At 65.4% G+C, this 23086-nt stretch carries 24 protein-coding genes; 8 read left to right on the top strand and 16 right to left on the bottom strand.

Annotated elements, in window-relative coordinates; translation table 11 throughout:
* Positions 1-49: 49 nt before the first annotated feature.
* From D4754_RS11680 to cysG, 9 genes are all read right to left on the bottom strand, one after another.
* Entirely contained in the window at positions 50-535 is a 486-nt protein-coding gene (locus D4754_RS11680; RefSeq protein ID WP_121063716.1) for a (2Fe-2S)-binding protein, read from the bottom strand.
* A 130-nt stretch (positions 536-665) separates the two neighbouring features.
* On the bottom strand, positions 666-1667 hold the full coding sequence (locus tag D4754_RS11675; protein WP_121063714.1) for a molybdopterin-binding protein: 1002 nt from the start codon (positions 1665-1667) through the stop codon (positions 666-668).
* A complete protein-coding gene (locus D4754_RS11670; RefSeq protein ID WP_121063712.1) occupies positions 1664-2653 on the bottom strand; it encodes an XdhC family protein in 990 nt (329 codons plus the stop codon). The genes D4754_RS11675 and D4754_RS11670 overlap by 4 nt, the downstream gene beginning before the upstream one ends.
* Before the next feature lie 152 nt (positions 2654-2805).
* Positions 2806-3669, bottom strand: coding sequence for a ferredoxin--NADP reductase (locus D4754_RS11665; protein WP_121063710.1), 864 nt, complete (start codon positions 3667-3669; stop codon positions 2806-2808).
* A 126-nt stretch (positions 3670-3795) separates the two neighbouring features.
* Positions 3796-4194, bottom strand: a complete 399-nt coding sequence (locus D4754_RS11660) for a DUF934 domain-containing protein (RefSeq protein ID WP_121063708.1) — start codon at positions 4192-4194, stop codon at positions 3796-3798.
* Positions 4191-4964: a phosphoadenylyl-sulfate reductase gene (locus tag D4754_RS11655; protein WP_121063706.1), complete on the bottom strand. Its 774-nt coding sequence runs from the start codon at positions 4962-4964 to the stop codon at positions 4191-4193. Before D4754_RS11655 ends, D4754_RS11660 begins: the two co-directional genes overlap by 4 nt.
* Complete coding sequence (locus D4754_RS11650) at positions 4954-6621, bottom strand: nitrite/sulfite reductase (protein ID WP_121063704.1); 1668 nt, start codon at positions 6619-6621, stop codon at positions 4954-4956. The genes D4754_RS11655 and D4754_RS11650 overlap by 11 nt, the downstream gene beginning before the upstream one ends.
* A complete protein-coding gene (locus D4754_RS11645; protein ID WP_121063701.1) occupies positions 6614-6931 on the bottom strand; it encodes a DUF2849 domain-containing protein in 318 nt (105 codons plus the stop codon). The genes D4754_RS11650 and D4754_RS11645 overlap by 8 nt, the downstream gene beginning before the upstream one ends.
* 1 nt (position 6932) lies before the next feature.
* Positions 6933-8342, bottom strand: coding sequence for a siroheme synthase CysG (gene cysG / locus D4754_RS11640; RefSeq protein ID WP_121063699.1), 1410 nt, complete (start codon positions 8340-8342; stop codon positions 6933-6935).
* 158 nt (positions 8343-8500) lie between these two features.
* On the opposite strand from cysG, the gene D4754_RS11635 reads away from it, so the two are divergent.
* Positions 8501-8971, top strand: a complete 471-nt coding sequence (locus tag D4754_RS11635; RefSeq protein WP_121063697.1) for an Lrp/AsnC family transcriptional regulator — start codon at positions 8501-8503, stop codon at positions 8969-8971.
* A 216-nt stretch (positions 8972-9187) separates the two neighbouring features.
* On the opposite strand, the gene D4754_RS11630 is transcribed toward D4754_RS11635, so the two are convergent.
* The 5 genes from D4754_RS11630 to dksA all read right to left on the bottom strand — a co-directional run bounded on the left by D4754_RS11630 (position 9188) and on the right by dksA (position 13522).
* A complete protein-coding gene (locus D4754_RS11630; protein WP_121064079.1) occupies positions 9188-10369 on the bottom strand; it encodes a cytochrome P450 in 1182 nt (393 codons plus the stop codon).
* A gap of 6 nt (positions 10370-10375) precedes the next feature.
* A complete protein-coding gene (tpiA, locus tag D4754_RS11625; RefSeq protein ID WP_121063695.1) occupies positions 10376-11131 on the bottom strand; it encodes a triose-phosphate isomerase in 756 nt (251 codons plus the stop codon).
* A gap of 115 nt (positions 11132-11246) precedes the next feature.
* Positions 11247-11645 carry a HesB/IscA family protein gene (locus D4754_RS11620; protein WP_121063693.1) on the bottom strand — a complete coding sequence of 133 codons (399 nt, stop codon included), beginning with the start codon at positions 11643-11645 and terminating at the stop codon, positions 11247-11249.
* 116 nt (positions 11646-11761) lie between these two features.
* On the bottom strand, positions 11762-12943 hold the full coding sequence (locus D4754_RS11615; protein ID WP_121063691.1) for an FAD-dependent monooxygenase: 1182 nt from the start codon (positions 12941-12943) through the stop codon (positions 11762-11764).
* A 156-nt stretch (positions 12944-13099) separates the two neighbouring features.
* Complete coding sequence (gene dksA / locus D4754_RS11610; protein ID WP_121063689.1) at positions 13100-13522, bottom strand: RNA polymerase-binding protein DksA; 423 nt, start codon at positions 13520-13522, stop codon at positions 13100-13102.
* Positions 13523-14128: 606 nt separating this feature from the next.
* Between dksA and D4754_RS11605 the strand changes: the two genes are divergently transcribed.
* Positions 14129-14953 carry a hypothetical protein gene (locus tag D4754_RS11605; protein WP_121063688.1) on the top strand — a complete coding sequence of 275 codons (825 nt, stop codon included), beginning with the start codon at positions 14129-14131 and terminating at the stop codon, positions 14951-14953.
* Between the two features lie 88 nt (positions 14954-15041).
* On the top strand, positions 15042-15890 hold the full coding sequence (locus D4754_RS11600) for an AAA family ATPase (RefSeq protein WP_121063686.1): 849 nt from the start codon (positions 15042-15044) through the stop codon (positions 15888-15890).
* A gap of 365 nt (positions 15891-16255) precedes the next feature.
* Here D4754_RS11600 and D4754_RS11595 read toward each other — a convergent pair whose 3' ends face one another.
* Positions 16256-17230 (bottom strand): HNH endonuclease, encoded by a 975-nt coding sequence (locus D4754_RS11595; RefSeq protein WP_163025890.1) that lies wholly within the window; start codon positions 17228-17230, stop codon positions 16256-16258.
* 377 nt (positions 17231-17607) lie between these two features.
* Here D4754_RS11595 and D4754_RS11590 point away from each other — a divergent pair, with 377 nt between their 5' ends.
* The 5 genes from D4754_RS11590 (at position 17608) to D4754_RS11570 (ending at position 22182) form a co-directional block, all read left to right on the top strand.
* Entirely contained in the window at positions 17608-18081 is a 474-nt protein-coding gene (locus D4754_RS11590; protein WP_121063682.1) for a GNAT family N-acetyltransferase, read from the top strand.
* Positions 18078-19613, top strand: coding sequence for a DUF2927 domain-containing protein (locus tag D4754_RS11585; protein ID WP_338031146.1), 1536 nt, complete (start codon positions 18078-18080; stop codon positions 19611-19613). Before D4754_RS11590 ends, D4754_RS11585 begins: the two co-directional genes overlap by 4 nt.
* A gap of 52 nt (positions 19614-19665) precedes the next feature.
* Complete coding sequence (locus tag D4754_RS11580) at positions 19666-19833, top strand: apolipoprotein acyltransferase (RefSeq protein ID WP_121063680.1); 168 nt, start codon at positions 19666-19668, stop codon at positions 19831-19833.
* 4 nt (positions 19834-19837) lie between these two features.
* The gene (locus tag D4754_RS11575; protein WP_121063678.1) at positions 19838-21022 is read left to right on the top strand and encodes a vWA domain-containing protein; all 1185 of its coding nucleotides are present in this window, start codon (positions 19838-19840) and stop codon (positions 21020-21022) included.
* Between the two features lie 236 nt (positions 21023-21258).
* Positions 21259-22182, top strand: coding sequence for an HNH endonuclease (locus D4754_RS11570; RefSeq protein ID WP_121063676.1), 924 nt, complete (start codon positions 21259-21261; stop codon positions 22180-22182).
* 49 nt (positions 22183-22231) lie between these two features.
* On the opposite strand, the gene D4754_RS11565 is transcribed toward D4754_RS11570, so the two are convergent.
* Positions 22232-23065 carry a polyphosphate kinase 2 family protein gene (locus D4754_RS11565; protein ID WP_121063674.1) on the bottom strand — a complete coding sequence of 278 codons (834 nt, stop codon included), beginning with the start codon at positions 23063-23065 and terminating at the stop codon, positions 22232-22234.
* Positions 23066-23086 lie beyond the last annotated feature (21 nt).

Below are 23086 nucleotides of genomic sequence, written 5' to 3'. Positions count from 1 at the left end.
TTCAAGGCTGGGCGTTCGGGCTGGCCATTCGGGGCCGGGACGCAAGCGGTCACTCGGCCGCTATGGCCGGAACCTCTTGCCCCGAGGCCGCGAGGACCGCCTTGACGATGTTATGATAGCCGGTGCAGCGGCAGATATTGCCGTCGAGATACTCGCGGATCTCGGTCTCGGTCGGCTTCGGATTGTCCTTAAGCAGCGCCGCCGCCGACATCACCATGCCCGGGGTGCAGAACCCGCATTGCAGACCGTGATGATCCTGGAATGCCTGCTGGACGACGCTGAGCGTGCCGTCATCGCCGGCCTGGCCTTCGATGGTGGCGACTTCGGTGCCATCGGCTTCCAGCGCCAGCATCGTGCAGGCTTTCACCGCTTCGCCGTTCACATGCACCAGGCAGGCGCCGCATTGGCTGGTATCGCACCCGACATGGGTGCCTGTCAGTTTCAGCGATTCCCGCAGGAACTGCACCAGCAGGGTGCGCCCTTCGACATCGCCGGAAACAGACGCTCCGTTCACGGTCATCGCGACTTGTGCCATGAGACCCTCCCGTATCCGTCAGAACCATTTGCTGGCCCGAGTTAAATCACGCGTCCCGGGGAATGAGAACCGAAATCTTCGCGCGGGTCCGGTTGACACCGCGTTCGCGGGTGCAAATGCCTGAAAAAGGTCAGCTTTTGCGCCCCGAACGGGGCTGGGGTCGGGTGGGGATTTCCTTCAGGAGGCCGCCCACGCCCATGCCGGCGATATCGTCCGGGCTCACGTCGATCCCGCAGGCCACGCGCGACAGGACCCAATCGGCGCCGTTCAGCGCGGGCGCGCGGGCGCAGCCGGGTAGGCCGATGACGGGACGGGCACCGATCTGGCCCAGAAACAGCAGGTTGCCGGGATCGACGGGCATGCCGAAGCGGGTGACGGTGCCCCCGGCAGCGCGCACGGCGCCCGGCGCGATATCGTTGGGGTCGGACGTGGCCGAGCCGGTGAGAATCAGGATCATGTCGCCCGGTGCATCGGTCACGGCCCGCGTCAGGTCCGCGCCCTTGTGGGGGACGGTGATGACCTCTGCCAGATCCAGCCCCAGCGCGGTCAGCCGGTCGCCGATGGCGCGGATGCCCTTGGCATCGTCCGGCCCGCCGGGGATCGTGGTGACGACGAGGCTGGCGGATGTGTAGGCCGCCGTCGCCAGCCGGATCGCACTGCGGGCGGCGTTGGCCGCAGTTTCGACATCGGCGCGCGGCACGGCGTAGGAGATGATCTTGACCGTCGCCACCATGTTGCCCCGGGCCAGCTGCTGGTATTCGGGGACGGTCGCAACGGTGATCATCGGGTTGACACTGTTGAACCGCCGGATCGCCGCGGCATCGATAACGGCCACGCCCGGCGCCTCGGCGATCAGGTTCACACGGCCGGTGAAGGCGTTGGTGATCCGCAGGCCAGCGGCGTCGGGGGCAGGGACCAGCGCGCGGGCCAAATCGGCGGCGGCGTCGTTTTCAAGGACGTCGTCCGCATCGGGGCGCGCGGCGATGATCTGGGTCACGCCATCGTTCAAAAGGCGGGCGATCTCGTCCTCGCCCAGCATCGCGCCCTTGCGGAGGCGCCCGTCGCCCAAGGTGATGGAATGGGCCAGGATCGCGCCCGTGGCCTGCGTGACGGGCAGGGGCCCGAATTTCATGCCGCCTTGCCCCGCAGGACGGCGGTCATCTCCGCCAGGATCGAGACGGCGATTTCCGACGGGTCCGCCGCGCCGATATCCAGCCCGATGGGCGCATGGATGCGGGAGAGCTGCTCTTCGGTCAGCCCCTGTTCCGTCAGGCGGGTGATCCGCTTGGCGTGGGTTCGGGTGGAGCCCAGTGCGCCGATGTAGAAAGGAGCGGTGCCCGGGTCGGCCTTCAGGGCGGCCTCCAAAGCGGGATCGTCGATCTTGGGGTCGTGGGTCAGCAGGACCAGCGCCGTGCGCGGGTCGAGGCCGAGGGCCGCGATGCCGTCATCGGGCCAGTCGGACAGGATCCGTTCACCGGGGAACCGTTCTTCCGATCCGAAGGCCGCGCGGGGGTCGATCAGGACGGGATCATAGCCCGCGATGCGCGCCATCGGTACGAGCGCCTGCGCGATGTGGACGGCGCCGACAAGGATCAGGCGCAGGGGCGGGTTGTGGACGGCATAGAAGGTGCGGCCGTCCTCGGCCACGCCCGAGCGGTCCATGCGCATCCGGCTGGCCAGTTCGTCGCCGTCGCTTGTCAGGGCGCCTTGCCCGGTTTCCAGGTCGACGGCATAGGCCAACGCCGCGCGTTTTGCGCGCGCATCGACCAAGGCGGCGAGCGTGTCTTCGGACAGGGTGCCGCCCACGGGTTCGACCAGCACCCGGATCGTGCCGCCGCAGGCAAGACCCACGGCGAAGGCATCATCGTCGGACACGCCGAATTCCAGCACCCGGTGCTTGCCGTCGGCGATGGCATCCGCGGCCTCAAAGATCACGGCCCCTTCGACGCACCCGCCCGAGACCGAGCCTTCGATCTGTCCGTCGCCGCTGACGGCCAGCTGCGAACCGGCGCGGCGCGGGGCGCTGCCCCACGTCTCGATCACGGTGGCCAGTGCCGCGCCCTTGCCATCGCGGTGCCAGGTCAGTGCGGTTTCCGGGCTGTGGTCGAAACGGTCCATGGGACAATGTCCTTTTCCGGGCTGCAGCAGCACATCTGCCGACAGCCTGCACCGGGGAACCTAGGTGCCGGCGGGAGCCTCCGCAAGACAAACGCCGACCTGCTTGTCAGCAGATCGGCGTCAGGGTGTGTTCGGAAATGAACAGGCGGTCGTCAGCCCACGAAGGCCTTTTCGACGACGTATTCGCTGGGCTCGGAGTTCGAGCCTTCGTGCAGGCCGAAGCCTTCCAGCACGTCCTTCATGTCCTTGTTGAAGTCGAGCGAGCCGCAGACCATGCCGCGATCGTTCTCCGGCGTGATGCCGTCGATGCCCAGATCCTTGAAGACGGTACCGTCCTGCAGGAGGGTGGTGATCCGGCCCATCTTGGGGCTCTGCTCCCGCGTGGTGGTGGGATAATAGCGGATCTTCTTCCAGAACCCGTCGCCCATCAGTTCGTTCAGCAATTCGTCCGTCTTCAGGTCTTCAATCAGGCGGCGGCCATATTCCAGCTCGGCCACATCGCGGCAGGTGTGGGTGATCACGACCTCGTCGTATTTCTCGTAGGTGTCGGGTTCGCGCAGGAGCGAGGCGAAGGGCGCGAACCCGGTGCCCGTCGAGAAGAACCACAGCCGCTTGCCAGGCAGGAGCGCATCATGGACGAGCGTGCCCACGGGCTTGGGGCGCAGGATGATCTCGTCCCCCGGCTGGATGTGCTGAAGCTTGGACGTCAGCGGGCCGTCGGGCACCTTGATCGAGTAGAACTCCAGCTCCTCGTCCCAGGCGGGGGAGGCGATGGAATAGGCGCGCAGCAGCGGCTTCTGCTTGCCGGTCTTGGGATCGGGATCGCCCATCAGGCCGATCATCACGAATTCGCCCGACCGGAACCGCAAGCTTTGCGGGCGGCTGACGCGGAAGGAAAACAGACGGTCGGTGAAGTGTTCCACCGAGGTCACGGTCTGCGCGTCGGGCAGGGTCTTGGTGGCAACCTTCGAGGAGGTTTCGGTCATGTTGGCATCCACGGGGCGCATGTCGGTCATTCAGATCATTGCCGGGCTGTTGCCGGCACCTCCGGTTATACTGTGTTTCAGGTCAGGGGAAGCCGCGCGGGCGGGGTGACACGGGGTCACGGGGGCTGGCGGCCATCCCTGATGGTGAAAATTCGGTCAGCCGCGCAGGCGGGCGCGGTAATCGTGGTCGGTCCAGTCGGCGCGGAAGCGCCAGTCTTCCTCGGGCTGGCGCTTGGCCAGATCCTCATCGATCTCGACCTCGTCAAAGCCCGCGCGACGGGCCATCGCATACTGGTCGGAAATCACGTGGCCCGCGGCCCGCAGGCGCCCGGCGAAGCCGCGGCGGCGCAACTGGCGGGCGATGGTGAAGCCGCGGCCATCGGCGAAGGACGGGAAGGCCACGCGGATCATCTCGACCTCGGCCGACAGCGGGATGCTGTCGGGATCGGCGTCCGACGGCACGTCCAGCGCGCGCGCGGTGCCCTCTTCCAAAGGGGTGTAGCCGGCCTGCCAGTCGTCAGTGGAAAAGCCCGTGTCGGTGACGAGTACGCTCATTGATCTGCTCCTATCCGGACCATCTTGCCATTGACGAAATGGATCCCGCATTCGTCCTTGTTCGATCCCCGCCAGCGCCCGGCGCGCGGGTCTTCGCCCGGCGCCACGGGGGTGGTGCAGGGCGCGCAGCCGATGGACGGGTAGCCTTGCGCCACCAGCGGGTGCCGGGGCAGGCGGTTTTCGTCCATGTAGGCCTTCACATCGTCCGGCGCCCAGTGCGCGAGGGGGTTCACCTTGATCCGGCCCGAGCCCGGCTCGACCTCGAAGAAATCGAGCGTCGCGCGCTTGCCCGACTGGAAGCGTTTCCGGCCGGTGATCCAGCCATCGTAATGCGACAGCGCGCGTTCCAGCGGCCGCGTCTTGCGCAGGTCGCAGCAGGCATCGGTGTCGAACTGGTGCAGCGTGTTGTCGGGATCCTCGTAGGCGCGTTCCTGTTCGTCGGCGCGGATCACGTGGACGTTCTGCAGGTTCAGGCGTTCGGCCACCTCGGTCTGGTAGTCGAGCGTTTCCTGGAACAGCATCTGCGTGTCGATGAACAGCACCGGCACCTTGCGATCGTGCACGGCGGCAAGGTGCAGCAGCACCACCGATTCCGCGCCGAAGCTGGAGACGAGCGCGAGGTTCTCGGCCTCCTTGAGCGCGCCGCGCATGACGGCGGTGGCGCTGTGGTGACGGTAGCTGTCGTTCAGCGCCGCAACGCGGGCCACAAGCTCGGGATCTTCCGAGCCTCCGGCCCCGCCGTCCGCGTCGAACAGGGGTTCAGGCCGCATCGGCTTTAGCCTCTTCTTCGTAGAGCGCAGTCTTGAACGGGTCCATGCCCAGCCGCTTGTAGGTTTGCAGGAAGGTTTCCCCCGGGCTGTCCCGGACCTCGAGATACGCGCGCACCAGCCGTTCGATGGCGGGCACGATGTCTTCGGCGGAAAAGCCGGGGCCGGTCCGCGTGCCCACGGCCGCGTCCTCGGTGGCGTCGCCGCCCAGCGTGATCTGGTAGTTTTCCACGCCCGCGCGGTCGAGCCCAAGGATCCCGATATGGCCCACATGGTGGTGCCCGCAGGCATTGATGCAGCCCGAGATCTTCAGCTTCAGCTCGCCGATTTCATGTTCCAGTTTCAGCTCGTCGAAGCGGGTGGCGATCTCCTGCGCGATCGGGATCGACCGTGCCGTCGCCAGCGCGCAGTAATCCATGCCGGGGCAGGCGATGATGTCGGAGATCAGGCCAAGGTTCGCCGTGGCAAGCCGTGCCTCCTTCAGCGCGGCGTGGATCGCCGGCAGGTCCGCCTTGTGGACATGGGGCAGGATCACGTTCTGTTCGTGGCTGATGCGCAGTTCATCGTGGCCATAGGCCTCGGCCAGATCCGCCATCAGGCGCATCTGGTCGGCTGTCGCATCGCCCGGCGTTTCACCGTGCGCCTTGATCGAGATCGTGACGATCCCATAGCCTTCCGCCTTGTGCGGCGCGATATTGGTATCGACCCAGGCGCGGAACACCGGGTCGCTATCGTAGGCCTCCTGATAGGCGTCCAGCGGCTTGTCGGTGAAGGCGGGCGGCGCGAAGTAGTCCTGGATCTCGGCCAGAACATCCATGTCCGAGCCCGAGAATTCCGGGCGGATCTCGACAAACTTCGCCTCGACCCTGTCGCGGATCTCGTCGATGCCGGTTTCGTGGACAAGGATCTTGATCCGCGCCTTGTACTTGTTGTCGCGACGGCCCAGCAGATTGTAGACGTGCAGGATTGCTTCCAGGTAGGGCAGGATGTCGTTTTCCGGCAGGAAATCACGGATCACCTTGCCGATCATCGGCGTCCGGCCAAGGCCGCCACCGACCAGCACGCGGAAGCCACGTTCGCCGTCCTGTTCCACGACCTGAAGCCCGATATCATGGGCCTTGATCACCGCACGGTCATGCGGCGCGCCGGTGACGGCGATCTTGAACTTGCGGCCAAGGAACTGGAATTCCGGGTGGTCGGTCGACCACTGGCGGATGAGCTCGGCATAGGGGCGCGGATCTGCGATCTCGTCCTGGGCCGCACCGGCGAAATGGTCGGCGGTCACGTTCCGGATCGTGTTGCCCGAGGTCTGGATCGCATGCATGCCGACCTCGGCCAGCGCATCCAGCATGTCGGGCACATCGCGCAGCTTGGGCCAGTTGTACTGGATGTTCTGGCGCGTGGTGAAATGGCCATAGCCCTTGTCCCACTTCTCGGCCAGCAGGGCCAGTTGGCGCATCTGGGCGGAGCTGAGCGTGCCATAGGGGATCGCGACCCGCAGCATGTAGGCGTGCAATTGCAGGTACAGACCGTTCATCAGGCGGAGCGGCTTGAATTCGTCCTCGGTCAGCGCGCCGGAGATACGGCGTTCGACCTGGGCGCGGAACTGCGCGTTGCGCTGCGCCAGGAAAGCGTCGTCGAATTCGGAATACTTATACATGTGCCGATACTTCCTGCTTGCCGTGTGGGTAGTTCGAGGGTCCGGTCCGGCGGAAATCCTCGCGGAAATGGGTGGGTTCGGGGCCGTTGTCGCCTTGGCTGACATCGGCAAGGTACACGCCCACGACCACTTCGGGCTGCCGTTCGCCGTGCAGCAGGCGAAGCTGCGCATGCGCCTCGTCGGTGATGATCTCGGCTTCCGACAGGCGGCGGGTCCACTGGTCGTCTTCGGTCAGGTAGACGACATCGCCTTCCAGCAGATCATTGGCGGTAACGACTTTGGGCGTGAAGGGACGGGGGGCGCGGGCCATGTCAGGCAAGCTCCTTTTCAAGGTCTGTCAGGGCGGCCGCCGCGCGACGCGGGGCAAGGCCGAAGAGGATGAGCGCAGGGCCATCAAGGCCCGCGTCGGAAAGGGTTTGGGGCAGGGCGCCAAGGGTGGTGCCGAGGATCTTTTCCTCCGGGCGGGAGGCGTTCTCGACCACGGTCACGGGGGTGGTACCCGCTGCGCCGTGCATCATCAACCGCCCCTGCAGGAAACGCGCGGCAGCCTTGCCCATGTAGATCGCGGCGACCGATCCGGGCGCGGCCAGCTTGGCCCAGTCCTGATCGGCGAAGCCCTTGACGTCATGGCCGGTCAGGAAGGTGACCGACCCGTTCCGCCCGCGCTGCGTCAGGCTTTGGCCAATGGTCGCAACGGCGGCCGAGGCCGAGGTGATGCCCGGCACGATGGACCAGTCGACGCCCGCGGCCTCGCACGCCGCGATCTCCTCATCGAGGCGCCCGAAGATGGTCGCATCGCCGGATTTCAGGCGCACCACATGGGCGCCCGTTCTGGCGTGGGCGGCGATGGCCATGTCGATTTCGGCCTGCGGGGTCGAGGGGCCGAAGGCTTCCTTCCCCATGTCGAGGATCGTCGCCTCGCGGCGCGCCAGTTCCAGGATCGCGGGCGTGACGAGCCGGTCGTGGATCACGACGTCGGCCTCGTGCAGCGCACGGCGGGCCTTCAGCGTCAGGAGTTCCGGATCGCCGGGCCCTGCGCCGACGAAGGTCACGTGACCGGGTTTGGGGGCCTGGGGCGTTGCGGCCTTGTAGGAATATTCGGCAAAAAGATCCTGCAGCGCCGGTTCCAGCCCGTCATCGCCTGCGCGGTCGAAGGCGCGGGGGCCGTCGGTGCTGTAGAACCTGTCCCAGAACGCGCGGCGGATGCGGCCATGGGGCAGTTCGTCCGCCTTGCCGCGGAACTTCTTGCCCGCGCGGGCAAGGCGGCCCAGCGTGGCGGGCAGGCGCGATTCAAGATCGGCCTTGATCCGGCGTGCTAGGACCGGGGCCGCGCCTTCGGTGCCGATGGCCACGCAGACCGGATCGCGGTCGACCATGGCGGGCGTGATGAAGGCGCTGGCGGCGAGGTTGTCGACGACGTTGCACAGGATACCGGCCGCTTTCGCCCAGCGGGCGGTGTCGGCGTCGATGGCCTCGTCCTCGTCGGCGGCATAGACAAGCGTGGCGCCGGCGATGTCAGCTTCGGCCAGCGCGCGGCGGTGCAGGTGCAGGGCGCCATCCTCGGCCCAGCCCTCGATCTCGGGGGCGGGATCCGGGGCATAGACATCGATCCGCGCCTCGGTCTTCATCAGCAGACGCAGCTTGGCGAGCGCCGCCGGTCCGCCACCTGAAAGCACGACGCGGGCACCGGTGGTGGCCAGGAAGATCGGAAAATGCTGCACTTTGCGTTTGCTCCACGGTTTTCGGGCTGTTGCCCTGCTCTTGAGTGGAATATAGGAAATTATTCCTGCCTGACGCCATATGGTCGGGAGAATAAGGACATGCGTTCCAATGCTGCAATGCGTCGGAACGCGGGTCCCCGAAACGGGGAGTGTTTGGGATGAACGTGCGGATCGACGAGCTGGACCGGAAAATCCTTTCCGAACTGCAGCGCGACGCGGGCCAGTCGCTGGATGAAATCGCGAGTCGCGTGGGCTCCTCCAAGACGCCGGTGTGGAACCGGATCCGCAAGATGCGGGACGCCGGGGTGGTGGGCCCCCAGACCGTCGTGCTGGACGCCGAGGCGCTGGGGTTCGAGGCCTGTTTCTTCGTTCTGGTCCGCACGTCGGAGCACGCGTCGGAATGGCTCGACAAGTTTTTGGCCACCGTCCGCGCGCGTCCGGAGGTGCAGGAAGCGCACCGTTTGGCGGGCGATATCGACTATATCCTGAAGGTCCGCGTGAAGAACGCCCGCGCCTACGACGCGTTCTACCAGGCGCTGATCAAGGACGTGCGGATCCATAATGTGACCGCGTTGCTATCGATGGAAGAGATCAAATCCACCACGGCGCTGCCGCTCGATAGCGAGTGACGCTGTCCTGCCGCCGCGGCCGGGGGTGGTGCGTGCAGAGCACGCACCCTACGGGATACCCTTGGGCCGGTCGAACGTAGCGTGCGGCGGATGCCTCCGGCGGGAGTATTTGGAAAGAGAAGAAGACCGGGACCCTGGCTTCTTTGGTCTTCAAGTTCCTCGGGGGAGTCGCGCCGCAGGCGTGGCGGGGGCAGAGCTCCCTTGCGACGCCGGCGCTCAGGCCGTGACTTGTAGCCGGGTGAGCCCGTGGAAATGGTAGGTGTCGCCATAGACCGGCGGTTCGGCCAGGCGCAGGTTGGGACATCTCGTGAACAGGACCTGCAGGGCCAGCCGCATCTCCAGACGCGCCAGCGGGGCGCCGAGGCAGAAATGCAGCCCGGCGCCGAAGGCCGCGTGGGGTTTCGGCGGTCGGGTCGGATCGAAGTCGTGAGGTTGCTCCCAGACGTCCGGATCGCGTCCGGCGGCGCCCAGCAGGAGGGCCACCTGGTCGCCGCGCTGGAAGCGGTGGCCGTGGAGGTCGATCTCCTCGTAGGCGTAGCGGGTGAAGACATGCAGCGGTGGGTCGTGGCGGAGGATTTCTTCGGCCGCCTGTTCCGCGCCTTCGGGCGTTGTGCAGGCCGTGCCGGTGCCGGTCTCGATCAGCGCCTTGATGCCATTGCCGAGCGCGTGGACCGTCGCCTCGTGGCCCGCGTTCAGCAGCAGGATGCAGGTGGTCACGAGTTCCGGGGTGGACAGGCGGTCGCCTTCGGCCTCGGCCTTCAGGAGATCCGTGATCAGGTCGTCCGCCGGGGCGGTGCGGCGGGTGTCGGCGTAGCTTGCGATGTAGGTGGCGAAATCGGTCGCGGCTTCGGCTGCGCGGTCCTCGACCGCGCGGGTGCGGGTGGACTGGTACATCGCCACCATGTCGTGGGACCAGCGAAGCAGTTGGGGCGCCATGTCCGCGGGCACGCCCAGCAGGCGGGCGATGGTCAGGACGGGGACGCGGGCGCAACAGGCCGGGATCAGGTCGAACGGCTCCGCCGGGAAACCGTCGATCAGGTCGTGGCAGAGCACCTCGATCCACGGTGACAGCGACGCGATCCGGCGCGAGGTGAAGGCGCGGTTGACCAGACCGCGCAGGCGGGTGTGCCGGGGCGGTTCGGCATCGAGCATCGAATGATCCTCGACCGCGTAGAACGGGGCGAGGTGCGGGGGCGGCGCAGTGGCCAGTTCCGCCGGGACTTCGCGTCCGAAGCGGCGGTCGCGCAGGATCGCCTGCACCGCGGCGTGGGTGGTTGCCGCGGGCATCTTGTAGTCGGACCAGTGGACCAGCTGGCCGGTGGCGCGGGCGCGGTCGTAGAACGGGTAGGGGTTCTGCACGAAGCCGGGGTCGACCGGGCTTTGGCTGACCTTGGGCAGCACCTGTCAGCCTTCGGCGGCGTCGAGCGCCTTGACGATGCCGCCGAAATCTTCGGCCTTCAGGCTGGCGCCACCCACCAGCGCGCCGTCGACGTTCGGGACGGCGAAGATCTCGTCGGCGTTGGCGGGTTTGACGGAGCCGCCGTAGAGAAGCCGCACGGACTGGCCGATGCCTTCGCCGAAACGGTCTTCAAGCTGCGCGCGCATGAAATCGTGCACCTCGGCGATCTGGTCCATGGTGGGGGTGAGCCCGGTGCCGATGGCCCAGATCGGTTCATAGGCCAGCACGAAGTTCCCGCCCGTCGCCTCGTCGGGGATCGAGCCCGACATCTGCCCGCCGATCAGGTCGAGCGTTTTCGCGGCTTCGCGGTCTTCGAGGCTTTCGCCGACGCAGATGATGGCGGTGAGCCCGGCGGCCGTCACCGCTTGCGCCTTGGCGCGGACGGCATCGTCCTGTTCGTCATAGGCGGTGCGGCGTTCCGAATGACCAAGGATCACGTGGGTTGCGCCCGCGTCCTTCAGCATCGCGGCCGAGACATCGCCGGTGAAGGCGCCCGAGGTTTCGGCGTGGCAATCCTGTCCGCCGAAGGAAACGGGCGCTTTGGCGAAGCGCTGGACGGCTGGCGCGATCAGCGTTGCGGGCAGGCACAACAGCACCTCGCTGGAGGGCTTTGGATGGGCGCTGGTCAGCGTGTCGATCATGCCGAGATCGGACACGAGCCCGTTCATCTTCCAGTTTCCTGCCGCCAGTTTCTGCCGCATCACGCTCCCCTTTTCTCGCAAGTGTCCCCTTGTTGGGATAGGCAATGCGGACCGGCGCGGCAAGCGCTGCCGCGGGGATGCGTCGAATGGTATGGGACGGGCCGCGCCGAGTGCGTCAGCTCTGGGCGGGCAGCTTGAAGGCGCCGGCCATTTCCTCGACCGAGCCGAACTTGATCGATTCCCCGCAGCCGCATTCTTCGGTCACGTTGGGGTTGTTGAAGCGGAAGCCGGAATCCAGAAGGCCGATCTGGTAGTCGATTTCGGTGCCGAACAGGAACATCTGCGCCATGGGCGCGATCATCACCTTGGCGCCGTCCTGCTCCACGACTTCGTCATTGGGATCAAGCGTATCGTCCCGCGTGACGTAATCCATCGTGTATTCCATGCCCGCACAGCCGCCCTTCTTGACGCCGACACGCAGGCCCTGATGGCCGCTCTTGTCCATCAGCTTGGTGATCTGCGCCACGGCGCGGGGCGTGAGGGTCACGGCGTTTTTGCCGGGAATGCCGAACATGATTGGTCTCCTTCAACGGTGTCAACATAGGGGCCATGGCGGTCCGGCTCAAGGGAGGGTTGGCGCGCCGGGCAGTCAAGTTCCGTTGAATTGGACGGGATGCGCGCGGATTGCGCCTAGGCGGTCACGTCGTGGGCGTGGATCCAGTCGTACTGGCGCGACATTCTGTCGGGGGCGATGCGGCCCAGAACCTTAAGGCCCGTGTGCCCGATCAGGCGGGCGGGCGGGAAGCGGACATGGTACTTCCAGGCATTGCGGGTGGAGGCCGTGATGACCTTTTCCGCCCGCGGGCGGCGGGCCTGCTGGTAGGCTGACAGGCGGTGTTCCATGGCGCCCGGCGCCTCGGCCAGCGCGCGGGCCAGGACCCAGGCGTCTTCCATGGCAAGGTTGGCGCCCTGGGCCAGGAACGGCAGGGTGGGATGGGCGGCATCGCCAAGGATCGCCATGCCGGGCCCTGTCCAGCTGTCCGCCACGGGATGGCGGAAGAGCCCCCAGAGATTGACGTTTTCGACGCGGTCCAGCAGCGCGGGCACCTCGCCCCGGAAGCGGGCGAAGGCGCGGCGCAGGTTTTCGGGGTCGTCGCCGTGATGCCAGCCTTCGGCGGTCCACGTGCGGCGTTCTTCAACGGCGACGATGTTCATCAGCCGGCCGCCGCGCAGCGGGTAGCGGACAAGGTGGCGGCCCGGACCCATGTAGAGCGCGACCGTGCTGTCATCCGGCGCGTTGCAGGGCACAGTGGCGCGCCACGCGATATGGCCGGTGAAGCGCGGTTCCGCCGGGCCGTTCAGCGCCGCGCGTGTCGCTGCGTGGACGCCATCGGCCCCGATGACGAGATCGGGGTGCAGGCGGTCCCCGTCGTCGAAGTGCAGCTGGGGCCGGTCGCCGGGCCGGGCGTGGGAGACCTTGCGGCCCAGCTGGATGGGGATGTCGCGCGCGCGGGCCGCATCGGCCAGCAGTGCGATCAGGTCGGCGCGGTGGACGAGCCCGTAGACGTGGCCGTCGTCCCCCGTGGGCAGATCCATCCGCAGCACGTCGCCCAACCGGCGGTAATCGCGCAGAATCACGGCGGAGGCCCTGACGGCGGCCTGTTCCAGCGCGGGAGCCAGCCCAAGCGCCCGCAGCACCGCGCCGCCATTGGGGCTGACCTGAAGGCCCGCGCCCACTTCAGCGATTTCGGGCGCCTGTTCGCAGACCATCACGTCCGCGCCACGGGCCTTCAGCGCAAGTGCGGCGGTCAGACCGCCGATTCCGGCGCCGACGATGACGCAGGACAGGCCGGAAAGCGGGGGAGAGGTCACCAGGTCGGATCCTTGGCGGGGGAAACGCGAACCGCCGGACCCTGAGGCTCCGGCGGCAAAATTCCGGGTTGGGCGTGCCGGGGGGACGGCATCGCCCCTGACCGCATTGCGCGGCCGGATCGGCGTGTCGGACAGGAGCGGGCCTGTCCGGTATCGTCAGTCGTCGCGGTGGACGCGTTCGCGGCGTTCGTGGCGCTCCTGCGCCTCGAGGCTCATCGTGGCGATGGGACGCGCATCCAGCCGTTTCAGCGAGATCGGGTCGCCCGTCACTTCGCAGTAGCCGTATTCGCCTTCGTCGATGCGGCGAAGCGCACTGTCGATCTTGGCGACCAGCTTGCGCTGGCGATCACGGGTGCGCAGTTCCAGCGCGCGGTCGGTTTCCTCGCTCGCGCGGTCGGCGACATCGGGAATGTTGCGGGTGCCGTCCTGCAACCCTTCGATCGTGTCGCGGCTGTCGGCAAGAAGGTCCTGCTTCCAGGCGAGAAGCTTGCGACGGAAGTATTCCGTCTGACGGTCATTCATAAAGGGTTCGTCTTCGGCAGGACGATAGTCCTCCGGAAGAAAAACTTCCTGCTTCATGGTGGTCCCCTCAGTTTGGCCCCTAACGTCCATCTCTTGAGAATTTCCAGACATTCGGCCCCCTTCTGCCGTGCGTTTATCCGAGGTCCCCGGGATTGTCACTACACATTCCTAGCCCAATTGCGTTAAGAACCTGCACCTGCTGAACCTTTGGGCGTTCCCGGCCAAGCGCTTGGAATGACCGGGGTTTTCTGGCCTGCCGGTGCGGGGGCGCGGCGAACAGGGCTAACCGGAGTCGCGTTTGATTCCGCGGGTCCCGGTGTTTTCGACAAGATCAGGAAACGGCAGGCCGGCGCGGCGAAAGATTGTGTCCCGGCGTTGACGGCGGCCCGGCGCGGCGAGAGCCCGCCGGACGGGCGTTGCCGATTCCATCACGCGTCCAAACCTGGCGGCGCCGCCTTTGGGCCGCGGATTCCCCCGAACGAGCGCGATGCCCGTGCCTCCGATGCGGGGAAGTGACCGTAGGGCAAGGCGGCCAAATCCCCTATTTCGCTTGCATGGCGCAGGGGGGGGCGTAACGTCGGTTCGGGCCCGATCGCCGGTACCGCTGGGGACAGGCCAGCGGAGCACGGCACCCGGGAGGCATTTCGGTAACAGGGGAATCGCATGGGTCGGTTTTTCGGTAGGGTCCTGTCGGCTGCCGCAATCACGCTGGTCGCGACAGGCGCGACAGCGTTCGACATCGGCCAGCACTATCAGTCCGCAAGCGGCTGGGAAGTTCACCAGTCCGATCTCTACGGCTGCAAGGCGCTGTCGCCCCGGGGGGCCGACCTGCTGGTGATCATGAGCCTTGTTCCGGCGGCCAATTTCGAACTGGTCCTGCCCACCGACAAGCCGGACGAGGCCGACGTGCACGTCGTCATCCAGATCGACGGCCGGATCTTCGAGGACACGTTCTTCGTGTTCGAGGGCAATGCCCACGGCCCCTTCGACACGCCGCTGCGCGAGGCGATGGCGGCGGGCAACAACATGTTCGTCAGCATCGACAACTCCAGGCGGCTGTTCCAGCCGCTTGCCGGGTCGACCGCCGCGCTCCAGACGCTCGAGGCCTGCTGGTACGATCTGATCAAGCCCGATCCCGGGACGAACAAGGTGCTGCCCGTCGCGCTCCCGTCGAAAGGGGGGCCGGTGGGCGCCGTAGCGTCGGGGACCGCCGCGCTCACCTCGTGCCTGCCGCAGAAGGGGATGGGATCGCCCAATGCGCAGGAGCCGGGCGACATCACGTTCGAGAACCGCGCAAAGATCCCCGTGACGCTCTACTGGGTCGACCAGACGGGCGCGGGCAAGGAAATGGCGTTCCTGCAGCCCGGCGAATCCGTGTTCGTCCAGTCGCGGGCATCGCACCTGTTCTACGCCGTTGATGCCCTGGGCGCCTGCCACGGCCCCATGGTCGAGGTGCCGGCGGGCAATTCGACCCACGTGATCGAATAACGGCGCGTCCCGGACGGTCGTCAGGCTTGAAAAGCCGGACCTGCCCGTTTACCACCCGACAGGTTGAAATTTGAGAGGGTTGCACCTGATGACCGCGCGCTTCGACGGCACCGAAGACTATGTTTCCACCGACGACCTGACGGTCGCCGTCAACGCGGCGATCACGCTGGAACGGCCGCTGCTGGTGAAGGGCGAGCCCGGAACCGGCAAAACGGAACTGGCCCGGCAGGTGGCAACGTCGCTTGGCGTGCCGATGATCGAGTGGAACATCAAGTCCACCACCCGCGCGCAGCAGGGCCTGTACGAATACGACGCCGTGAGCCGCCTGCGCGACAGCCAGCTGGGCGACGAACGCGTGCGCGACGTGTCGAACTACATCAAGCGCGGCAAGCTCTGGGACGCCTTCGCGGCGGACGAACGCGTCGTGCTGCTGATCGACGAGATCGACAAGGCCGACGTCGAATTCCCGAACGACCTGCTTCAGGAAATCGACAAGATGGAGTTCTTCGTCTACGAGACGGGCGAGACGATCAAGGCCAAGCACCGCCCGATCGTGATCATCACCTCGAACAACGAAAAGGAGCTGCCCGACGCCTTCCTGCGCCGCTGTTTCTTCCATTACATCCGCTTCCCGGACGAAGCCACGATGCGCAAGATCGTCGACGTGCACCATCCGGGCGTGAAGGAACAGCTGCTGACCACGGCGCTGACGCAGTTCTACGAAGTGCGCGAAACGCCGGGGTTGAAGAAGAAACCATCGACCTCGGAAGTGCTGGACTGGCTGAAGCTGCTCCTGGCCGAGGATCTGACCGCCGAGGACCTGAAACGCGACGGCGCGAACGCCCTGCCGAAACTGCACGGCGCGCTTCTGAAGAACGAACAGGACGTGCACCTGTTCGAACGCCTGGCCTTCATGGTCCGCGGCACGCAGCGCTAGTAGCCTACGCTTTTCCCCTGCCTCGATAGAGGCCAGGAATTCGAAAATCCGGGCCTTGGCCCCAGCCCTTTGCATGTCGGGGCGCAACTTGTGGCCAAGATCCCTGCGGGAAAGAAGCTATTTCCAATAAAGTCTCCCGAGGGAATCTTCGGGAGACTTCCGTGCCAGGGGTAGGCTTTGCGGACAAAGCTGCCGTTGAGCGAGAGCCGAATCTCGGAAGTTGCCCTAACATAGCGCCATCGCATTGAATGCGCGAAATTTTCCGATAGGGTTGCTGCATCGAGCACTGGATGCGTTGGTCTAGCTCAATGCTCTTATAGTAAAAAGTTTAATGCGCAACAAACAACGAGTGCTCCAGAAAATCGTCAAGGTGTATAATCGTCTGATTTGTCACGATTACAGTCGAAACATGTCAACCTCATGTTGTGTTCTTCAGAGCTGCCTCCTTTTGAGACTGGAATAATGTGGTCGAATTCGACCTCGTCGTCGCGAAGCTTCTTCTTGCAGTGTTGGCAGCGGTAGTCGTCGCGTCGGACAATCCGCATCATCGTTTCAAACCTGAGTTGCCTGCGACCTAGGCGGCGTTCCATTTCGGACTCTGTAGCGATTTCTGCGGTAAAGAACACTGGGCATATGTGACCAAAGATTGAGCATTCACCGTCCCTAAAAATGCTGGGAATACTTTCGGGATGGTTGTCCGGATCAAAATCCGCAATCATCTCCTGAAACATCTCCCGGCGCGCTGGCTCAATGGGCCTACGCTGATCAATTTTCCAATCGTTTAGTGCACTTCTTAATTTCCGCTTTCTCTCGGCAACCCCTACCTGAAGCTTTTCCCAGAATTCAGGTGTGAAATCTTCTTTAGAGTAAGTTCTGGGAGCGCCCTCATCAAACTCGATCCGATACTCATGTATCGGTGGAAGGTTTTTCCCTAGTAGGGCAGCGAGACGCTCTTCATCATTTTTGATACTACTAATTGTGTCGTAGTGTTCAAACTGCATCCATTCATACAAAACTTGTTCGATGAGTATTTGATCGTCGTTCAGCCAGTCCTCATAGTCTTGACGCAACTGGACATCGAGCGCCACAATCTCTCCGACAGTTCCAGTCTCGATACATGACTTTAGATATTCGACGTGTTCAGTCTGACCCGCCCTTTCGCCGGGTAAAATCGGTGATTGCTCAATAAATGGCCCATACGGACAATACTTAAGCTCCCAACATGGCTTGCAAACTCGTTTAAGACGAGCTTTCCAGTCTCTATAAACTTCATTGTCCGTTTCGTCCTCGGGGAATCCGAGACGCTTCTTGATTGATTGATGAATAGGTTCTTTTCTCAATCCGGCTCACCCCCCATCTATGTGCTTCATACCTTAGCACACCGGCGCATCTTGAAAACGGATAAACGCCAGAATGCAGAGGTTAGCTGTACCCCGACGAACTTGCAGTTTGGGCTCGAAGCCGACATAGCGCTCCGTGCCCATAGCGCTCATTTGCACCACGAAATACAAAGGACTGCGGCGTTGGGCGTCGACAGGCGACCGGGAGAAGGCTTGGCGGGAAGAAGGGGTGGGTCGCTTCACCGATGCACTGACCGCGGGCAGGGCCTTCGCGCGTGGCCGGAAATGTCCCGACCGTCGGCGCGATGTGGCACGGCCCTGCTGATGTCGCGCGAAGACCACTTGTCCGTTGTCGCGGCCTCTGCCAACCTGCCGTCATGACAGATACAGCCCCGTCCACGGACGCCCGTTCCCTCACCATCCGCCCGCTTGAACCGTCCGACCGCGCGGAGTGGGCCGAGCTTTGGATGGCCTACCTCGAATTCTACGAAACCTCCGTCGCGGAGGAGGTCTATGACAGCACCTTCGCGCGGATGCTGGGGGACGATCCGCAGGATTTCTCGTGCCTCGTGGCCGAGCAGGGCGGGCGCCTCGTGGGGCTGGTCCATTACCTGTTCCACCGCCACGGCTGGAAGATCGAGAACGTGTGCTACCTGCAGGATCTTTACGCCCGCCCCGAGGTCCGCGGCCTGGGCGTGGGCCGCGCGCTGATCGAGGCGGTCTACAAGGCCGCCGACGAAAAGGGCGCGCCGTCGGTCTACTGGCTGACGCAGGATTTCAACGAAACCGCCCGCAAGCTTTACGACCGCATCGGCGTGCTGACCCCGTTCATCAAGTACGCCCGCCCGTGACCCCCGGCGGCCGGCACGCGATCCGGGGCGCGGCGCTGGGTCTTGTCTGCCTGTTGGCCGCCTGCGGTGCGTCGCCCTTCGGCGCGGCGCCCGCGGAAACCGCGACGCGGGCTCAACCGGCCGAAAGCGCCCTGCCGCCGATGAAGGTCTTTTCCGGGGCGAACGCGCAGGCGCCGACGCGGTCGAATGCCGATATCGCACAGGATTTCCTGGACCTGCATTTCCGGCTGGAGAGCGGCAAGACGCTCGACACCTTCACCCGCTTCCGCGAGCCGATCACGGTCAAGGTGACGGGAGAGATCCCGCCGCAGCTGGAACCGGACCTGGCCCGCCTGCTGGCGCGGCTGCGGGTCGAGGCGGGGATCGACATATCCGAGATCGATCACGGCCCGGCCAACATCACGGTCATCGCGCTCAGCCGTGACGACATCACGCGCACGCTGCCGGGGGCGGCCTGTTTCGTGGTGCCCAATGTCACCAGCCTTGCCGATTACCGCCGCCTGCGGAACAGCAACCGGATCACGTGGTCGGGGCTGAAGGTGCGCGAACGGATCGGGGTCTTCGTGCCGAACGACGCCCCGCCACAGGAAGTCCGCGATTGCCTGCACGAGGAACTGGCCCAGGCGCTGGGGCCGCTGAACGATCTCTACCGCCTGCCGGATTCGATCTTCAACGACGACAACGTCCACACAGTGCTGACCGGCTTCGACATGCTGATCCTGCAGGCCACCTACGCGCCCGAATTGTGGAACGGGATGACCCAGGACGAGGTCGCCGCGCGCCTGCCCGGGATCCTGTCGCGCCTGAATCCCGCGGGCGACCGGCGCCGGGCGCGGGGCGTGCAGCCCACGCCGCCGGAATGGGTCGACGACGTGCAGGTCACGCTGGGCCCCGATGCAAGCCCGGCCGAGCGCGAGGCCGCCGCGCAACGGGCCGCGCGGCTGGCGCAGGAGCTGGGCTGGACCGATCACCGCCGGGCCTTCACCTACTACATGCTGGGCCGGATGACCCAGCTGCGCGATCCGGACCTGGCGCAACGCCATTACCGCGCGGCGCTGGGGTACCTGGACGGCACGCCCGACACCGGGCTGCACCGCGCCTTCATCACGACCCAGATGGCCGCCTATGCCGTGGCCCGCGGCGACGGGGCCGGGGCGCTGCGCCTGATCCGCCCGCAGCTTGCCGTGGCCGAGAAGGGGCAGAACGCGGCGCTCCTGGCAACGCTGATGCTGCTCGAGGCCGAGGCCTACGATCTGCAGGGCCAGACCGACAAGGCCCGCCAGACCCGCCATGACAGCCTTGGCTGGGCGCGGTACGGGTTCGGCTCGGACGCGGAGGTACGCGCCAAGTTGGTCGAGATCGCGGCGCTGAACCCGGTGCGGCGCCAGCAGATCCGGGATCGCAACCAGGTGATGGCGAGCCTTGCGATGCCGGACCTTGGCGGCGCAACGGCGCCTGCGGTCACACGCGTTGTTTCCAATCCCGCCCGGCTGGCCTATGTGCATCCCCGAACGGCTGTTTCGCCACGATAGGGCGCGCATCCGCGCCCGCGCCGGGGGGCAGCCCAGAACGGAAGGGGACGGCATGATTGTCTTCATTGCAGCATTGATCGGGGCCGCCTACGGGGCCTTCGCGGCCCGCCGGAAGGGCGGCAAGGGCTGGGACGTGGCCCATTACGCAGCGGCCTACGGCATTGCGTTTTCCCTTGTCGGGGTGCTAGCCACGATCATCATAACCCGCACCATGGTATGAAAACATGTTCCAGCCCTTCTTCGAAAACCTGCGGAAAGCGGCCATTCCCGTATCGCTTCGGGAATACCTGACCTTTCTCGAAGCGATGAAGGCGGGGCTGGTCACCTACGACGTGGAAGGCTTCTACTACCTGGCCCGCGCGTCGATGGTGAAGGACGAACGCAACATCGACAAGTTCGACCAGGCCTTCGCCGCGACGTTCCAGGGGCTGGAAGAGATCTCGATCCAGAACGTGATCGACGCCGTGGATCTGCCCGCCGACTGGCTGGAGAAGATGGCCGAGAAGCACCTGTCGGAAGAAGAGCGCAAGGAGATCGAGGCCGCGGGCGGGTTCGAGAAGCTGATGGAGACGCTGAAGAAGCGTCTGGAGGAGCAGGAAAAACGCCACCAGGGCGGCAACAAGTGGATCGGCACGGCCGGCACCTCGCCCTTCGGCGCCTATGGCTACAACCCCGAAGGCGTGCGCATCGGCCAGAAGGAAGGCCGCCACGGCCGCGCCGTGAAGGTCTGGGACAAGCGCGAGTTCCGGAATTTCGACGACTCGGTCGAGTTGGGCACGCGCAACATCAAGGTCGCGCTGAAACGCCTGCGCCGCTGGGCGCGCGAAGGCGCGGCCGAGGAGCTGGATCTGGACGGCACGATCCGGTCGACGGCCGAAAACGGCTATCTGGACGTGAAGGTCCGCCCCGAGCGGCGCAATGCCGTGAAGGTGGTGCTGTTCCTGGATGTGGGCGGTTCGATGGACGCCCATGTGAAGGTGGTGGAGGAACTGTTTTCCGCGGCCCGGACCGAGTTCAAGCACCTGGAGCACTACTACTTCCACAATTGCCTCTACGAAGGCGTATGGAAGGACAACAAGCGGCGCTGGTCGGAACAGACACCGACGGAAGAGGTGATGCGCACCTACGGCCCCGACTACAAGTGCATCTTCGTGGGCGATGCGTCGATGTCGCCCTACGAGATCGCCTACCCCGGCGGCGCCAACGAACACTGGAACGCGGAAGCGGGGCAGGTGTGGCTGCAGCGCACGCGGGAGCAGTGGCGGTCGAACCTGTGGATCAACCCGGTGCCCGAGAAGTACTGGGATTATACCCAGTCGATCAAGATGGTCCGCGACATCTTCGAGGACAACATGGTCCCGATGACGCTGGCCGGCCTTGAGAAGGGCATGAAGGAACTGACCAAGTAAGCGGTGCGGTGCGTGGGGACCACGCACCCTACGGGTCCTGTCCATCGCGTGGCGCGGTGAAGGGGCTCTGCCCTCGCCCGCCCGTTCCGGGCGCGCTCCCCCGAGGTATTTGAAGACCAAAGAAGTGGGGGCGGCGGTTTGGGTCCTGACCGTCGCTTCCTGGCGGTGCGGTGGCGCGGATCCCTTTAGACGAGAAAACGCTTGCCTTCCTGCACGTGCCGGATTTCCTGGCGTGCATGGTGAAGCTTGTTCTTCTGCACAAGGCGGATTCGATCTACGAAGACGAACCCGATGTCGTCTACGATTTCCCGCGGTCGTATCTGAAGGCCGTTCGGGAGGCCGTGGGCGATTGGATCGTCTACTACGAACCGGTGAAGGCCGGGCCGCGCGGATACTTTGCGGTTGCGCAGATCTCGACGGTCATTCCCAAGCCCGGCGTGGAGGGGCGTTTCCTGGCCCTGATCGCGCCCGCAAGCTATCTGCCATTCGACAGGGAGGTACCGCGGTTGATCGAGGGCAGACCGCTGGAGGCGGCGCTGACCGAGCCGGACGGGTCTCCGAAGAAGGGCGGTGCGGTTCAGCTGGCCGTCCGACGGTTGCCGGAGGCCGATTTTGCCCGGATCGTCAACCTGGGCCTGCCGCAGGATCTGGAGCGGATCGAGGAGACCCGTTATGCCGCCCGGCCAGCCGAATTTGCCGAAGGGGCGGAACCGTTCGAACGGCCTGTCCTGGAGCGGCTGACCCGCAGGCCGTATCGGGATGTCGCGTTTCGCCGGAAGGTGCGGGAGGCCTATGGCTATCGCTGTGCCATGTCCGGTCTGAGGCTCCGCAACGGGGGCGGGCGGCCGGAGGTGCAGGCGGCGCATATCCGGCCGGTGGACCAGCAGGGCAGCGATTCCGTGCGGAATGGCCTGGCCTTGTCGGGCACGCTACACTGGATGTTCGACCGCGGCCTGATCTCGGTCGCCGAGGATTGCGAGACGATCCTTGTCTCGCACAACAAGGTGCCGGGGGACGTGGTCGGCCGGTTGCTGGCACCGAACGGCAAGCTATTGCAGCCGGAGGATCCGCGGGATGCCCCGCACCCGGCGAACCTGAGCTGGCATCGCGAAAATGTCTTCGGCCAGGTTCTGTCAGACGACCCCGCGCCATGGGCGTAGGGTGCGTGGTTCCCACGCACCGCAACCCGCGCCCCTCACCCCCGGAACCCTAATCCGTGCGGCCCTGCAGGCTGTCGATCAGGTCGGGGTCGATGTCCATCACCTTGTCCGCCGCCTTCAGCACCTTGCCGTCGGGCAGGGGCGGGTCCAGGTCGATACCGCGGGAGAGCTCGTCCGTGATCAGGGTCAGCGCGGCGATGCGGGCCGTCTTCTTGTGGACCGACGGTATCAGGTGCCAGGGCGCTTCGGGCCGCGAGGTGTGGTGGAACATGTCGTCGATGGCGTCCGCATAATCGCCCCATTTCTCGCGGTTGCGGAAATCCTCGTAGGTCAGTTTCCAGCGCTTCAGCGGATCGTGGAGGCGTTCCTGGAAGCGTCGCAACTGCTCTTCCGGCGTGATGTGGAAGAAAAGCTTCACCAGCCGGGTGTTGTCGTCCAGCAGCATCCTTTCGAAGTCGCGGATCTCGCGGTAGGCGGCTTGCCAGCGATCCTTGGGCGCCAAGCCTTCAACACGCTCCACCAGCACCCGTCCGTACCAGCTGCGGTCGAAGACCGAGATCGCGCCGGCAGGCGGCAGGCGTTCCATGAAGCGCAGCAGGTAGTGACGGTCGAGGTAGTAGTCCCGCGGCGCGCCGATGGGCCAGACCTTGAAGCTGCGCGGGTCCAGCGGCATCGACAGGCGGCGGATCGTGCCGCCCTTGCCCGCGGCATCCCAGCCTTCGAAGACGATCACCGCCTTGCGGGAGGAAAACAGGTAGGATTGCTGGATCTTCACCAGTTTCAACTGCAACCGCTTCAGCCGCTTGGCGTACGTGTCCTTGCCGATCTTGCGGGAGAAATCGGCATCCGCCAGGCGCGGGGGGCTGTGTCGGGGCTTGGCCATCTGTCTCGTGTCTCCGTTTTC

Origin of the sequence: Chachezhania antarctica, from assembly GCF_003646465.1 — a bacterium.
GTDB lineage: Bacteria > Pseudomonadota > Alphaproteobacteria > Rhodobacterales > Rhodobacteraceae > Chachezhania > Chachezhania antarctica.
This window is presented reverse-complemented; position numbering and strand designations above follow the sequence as displayed.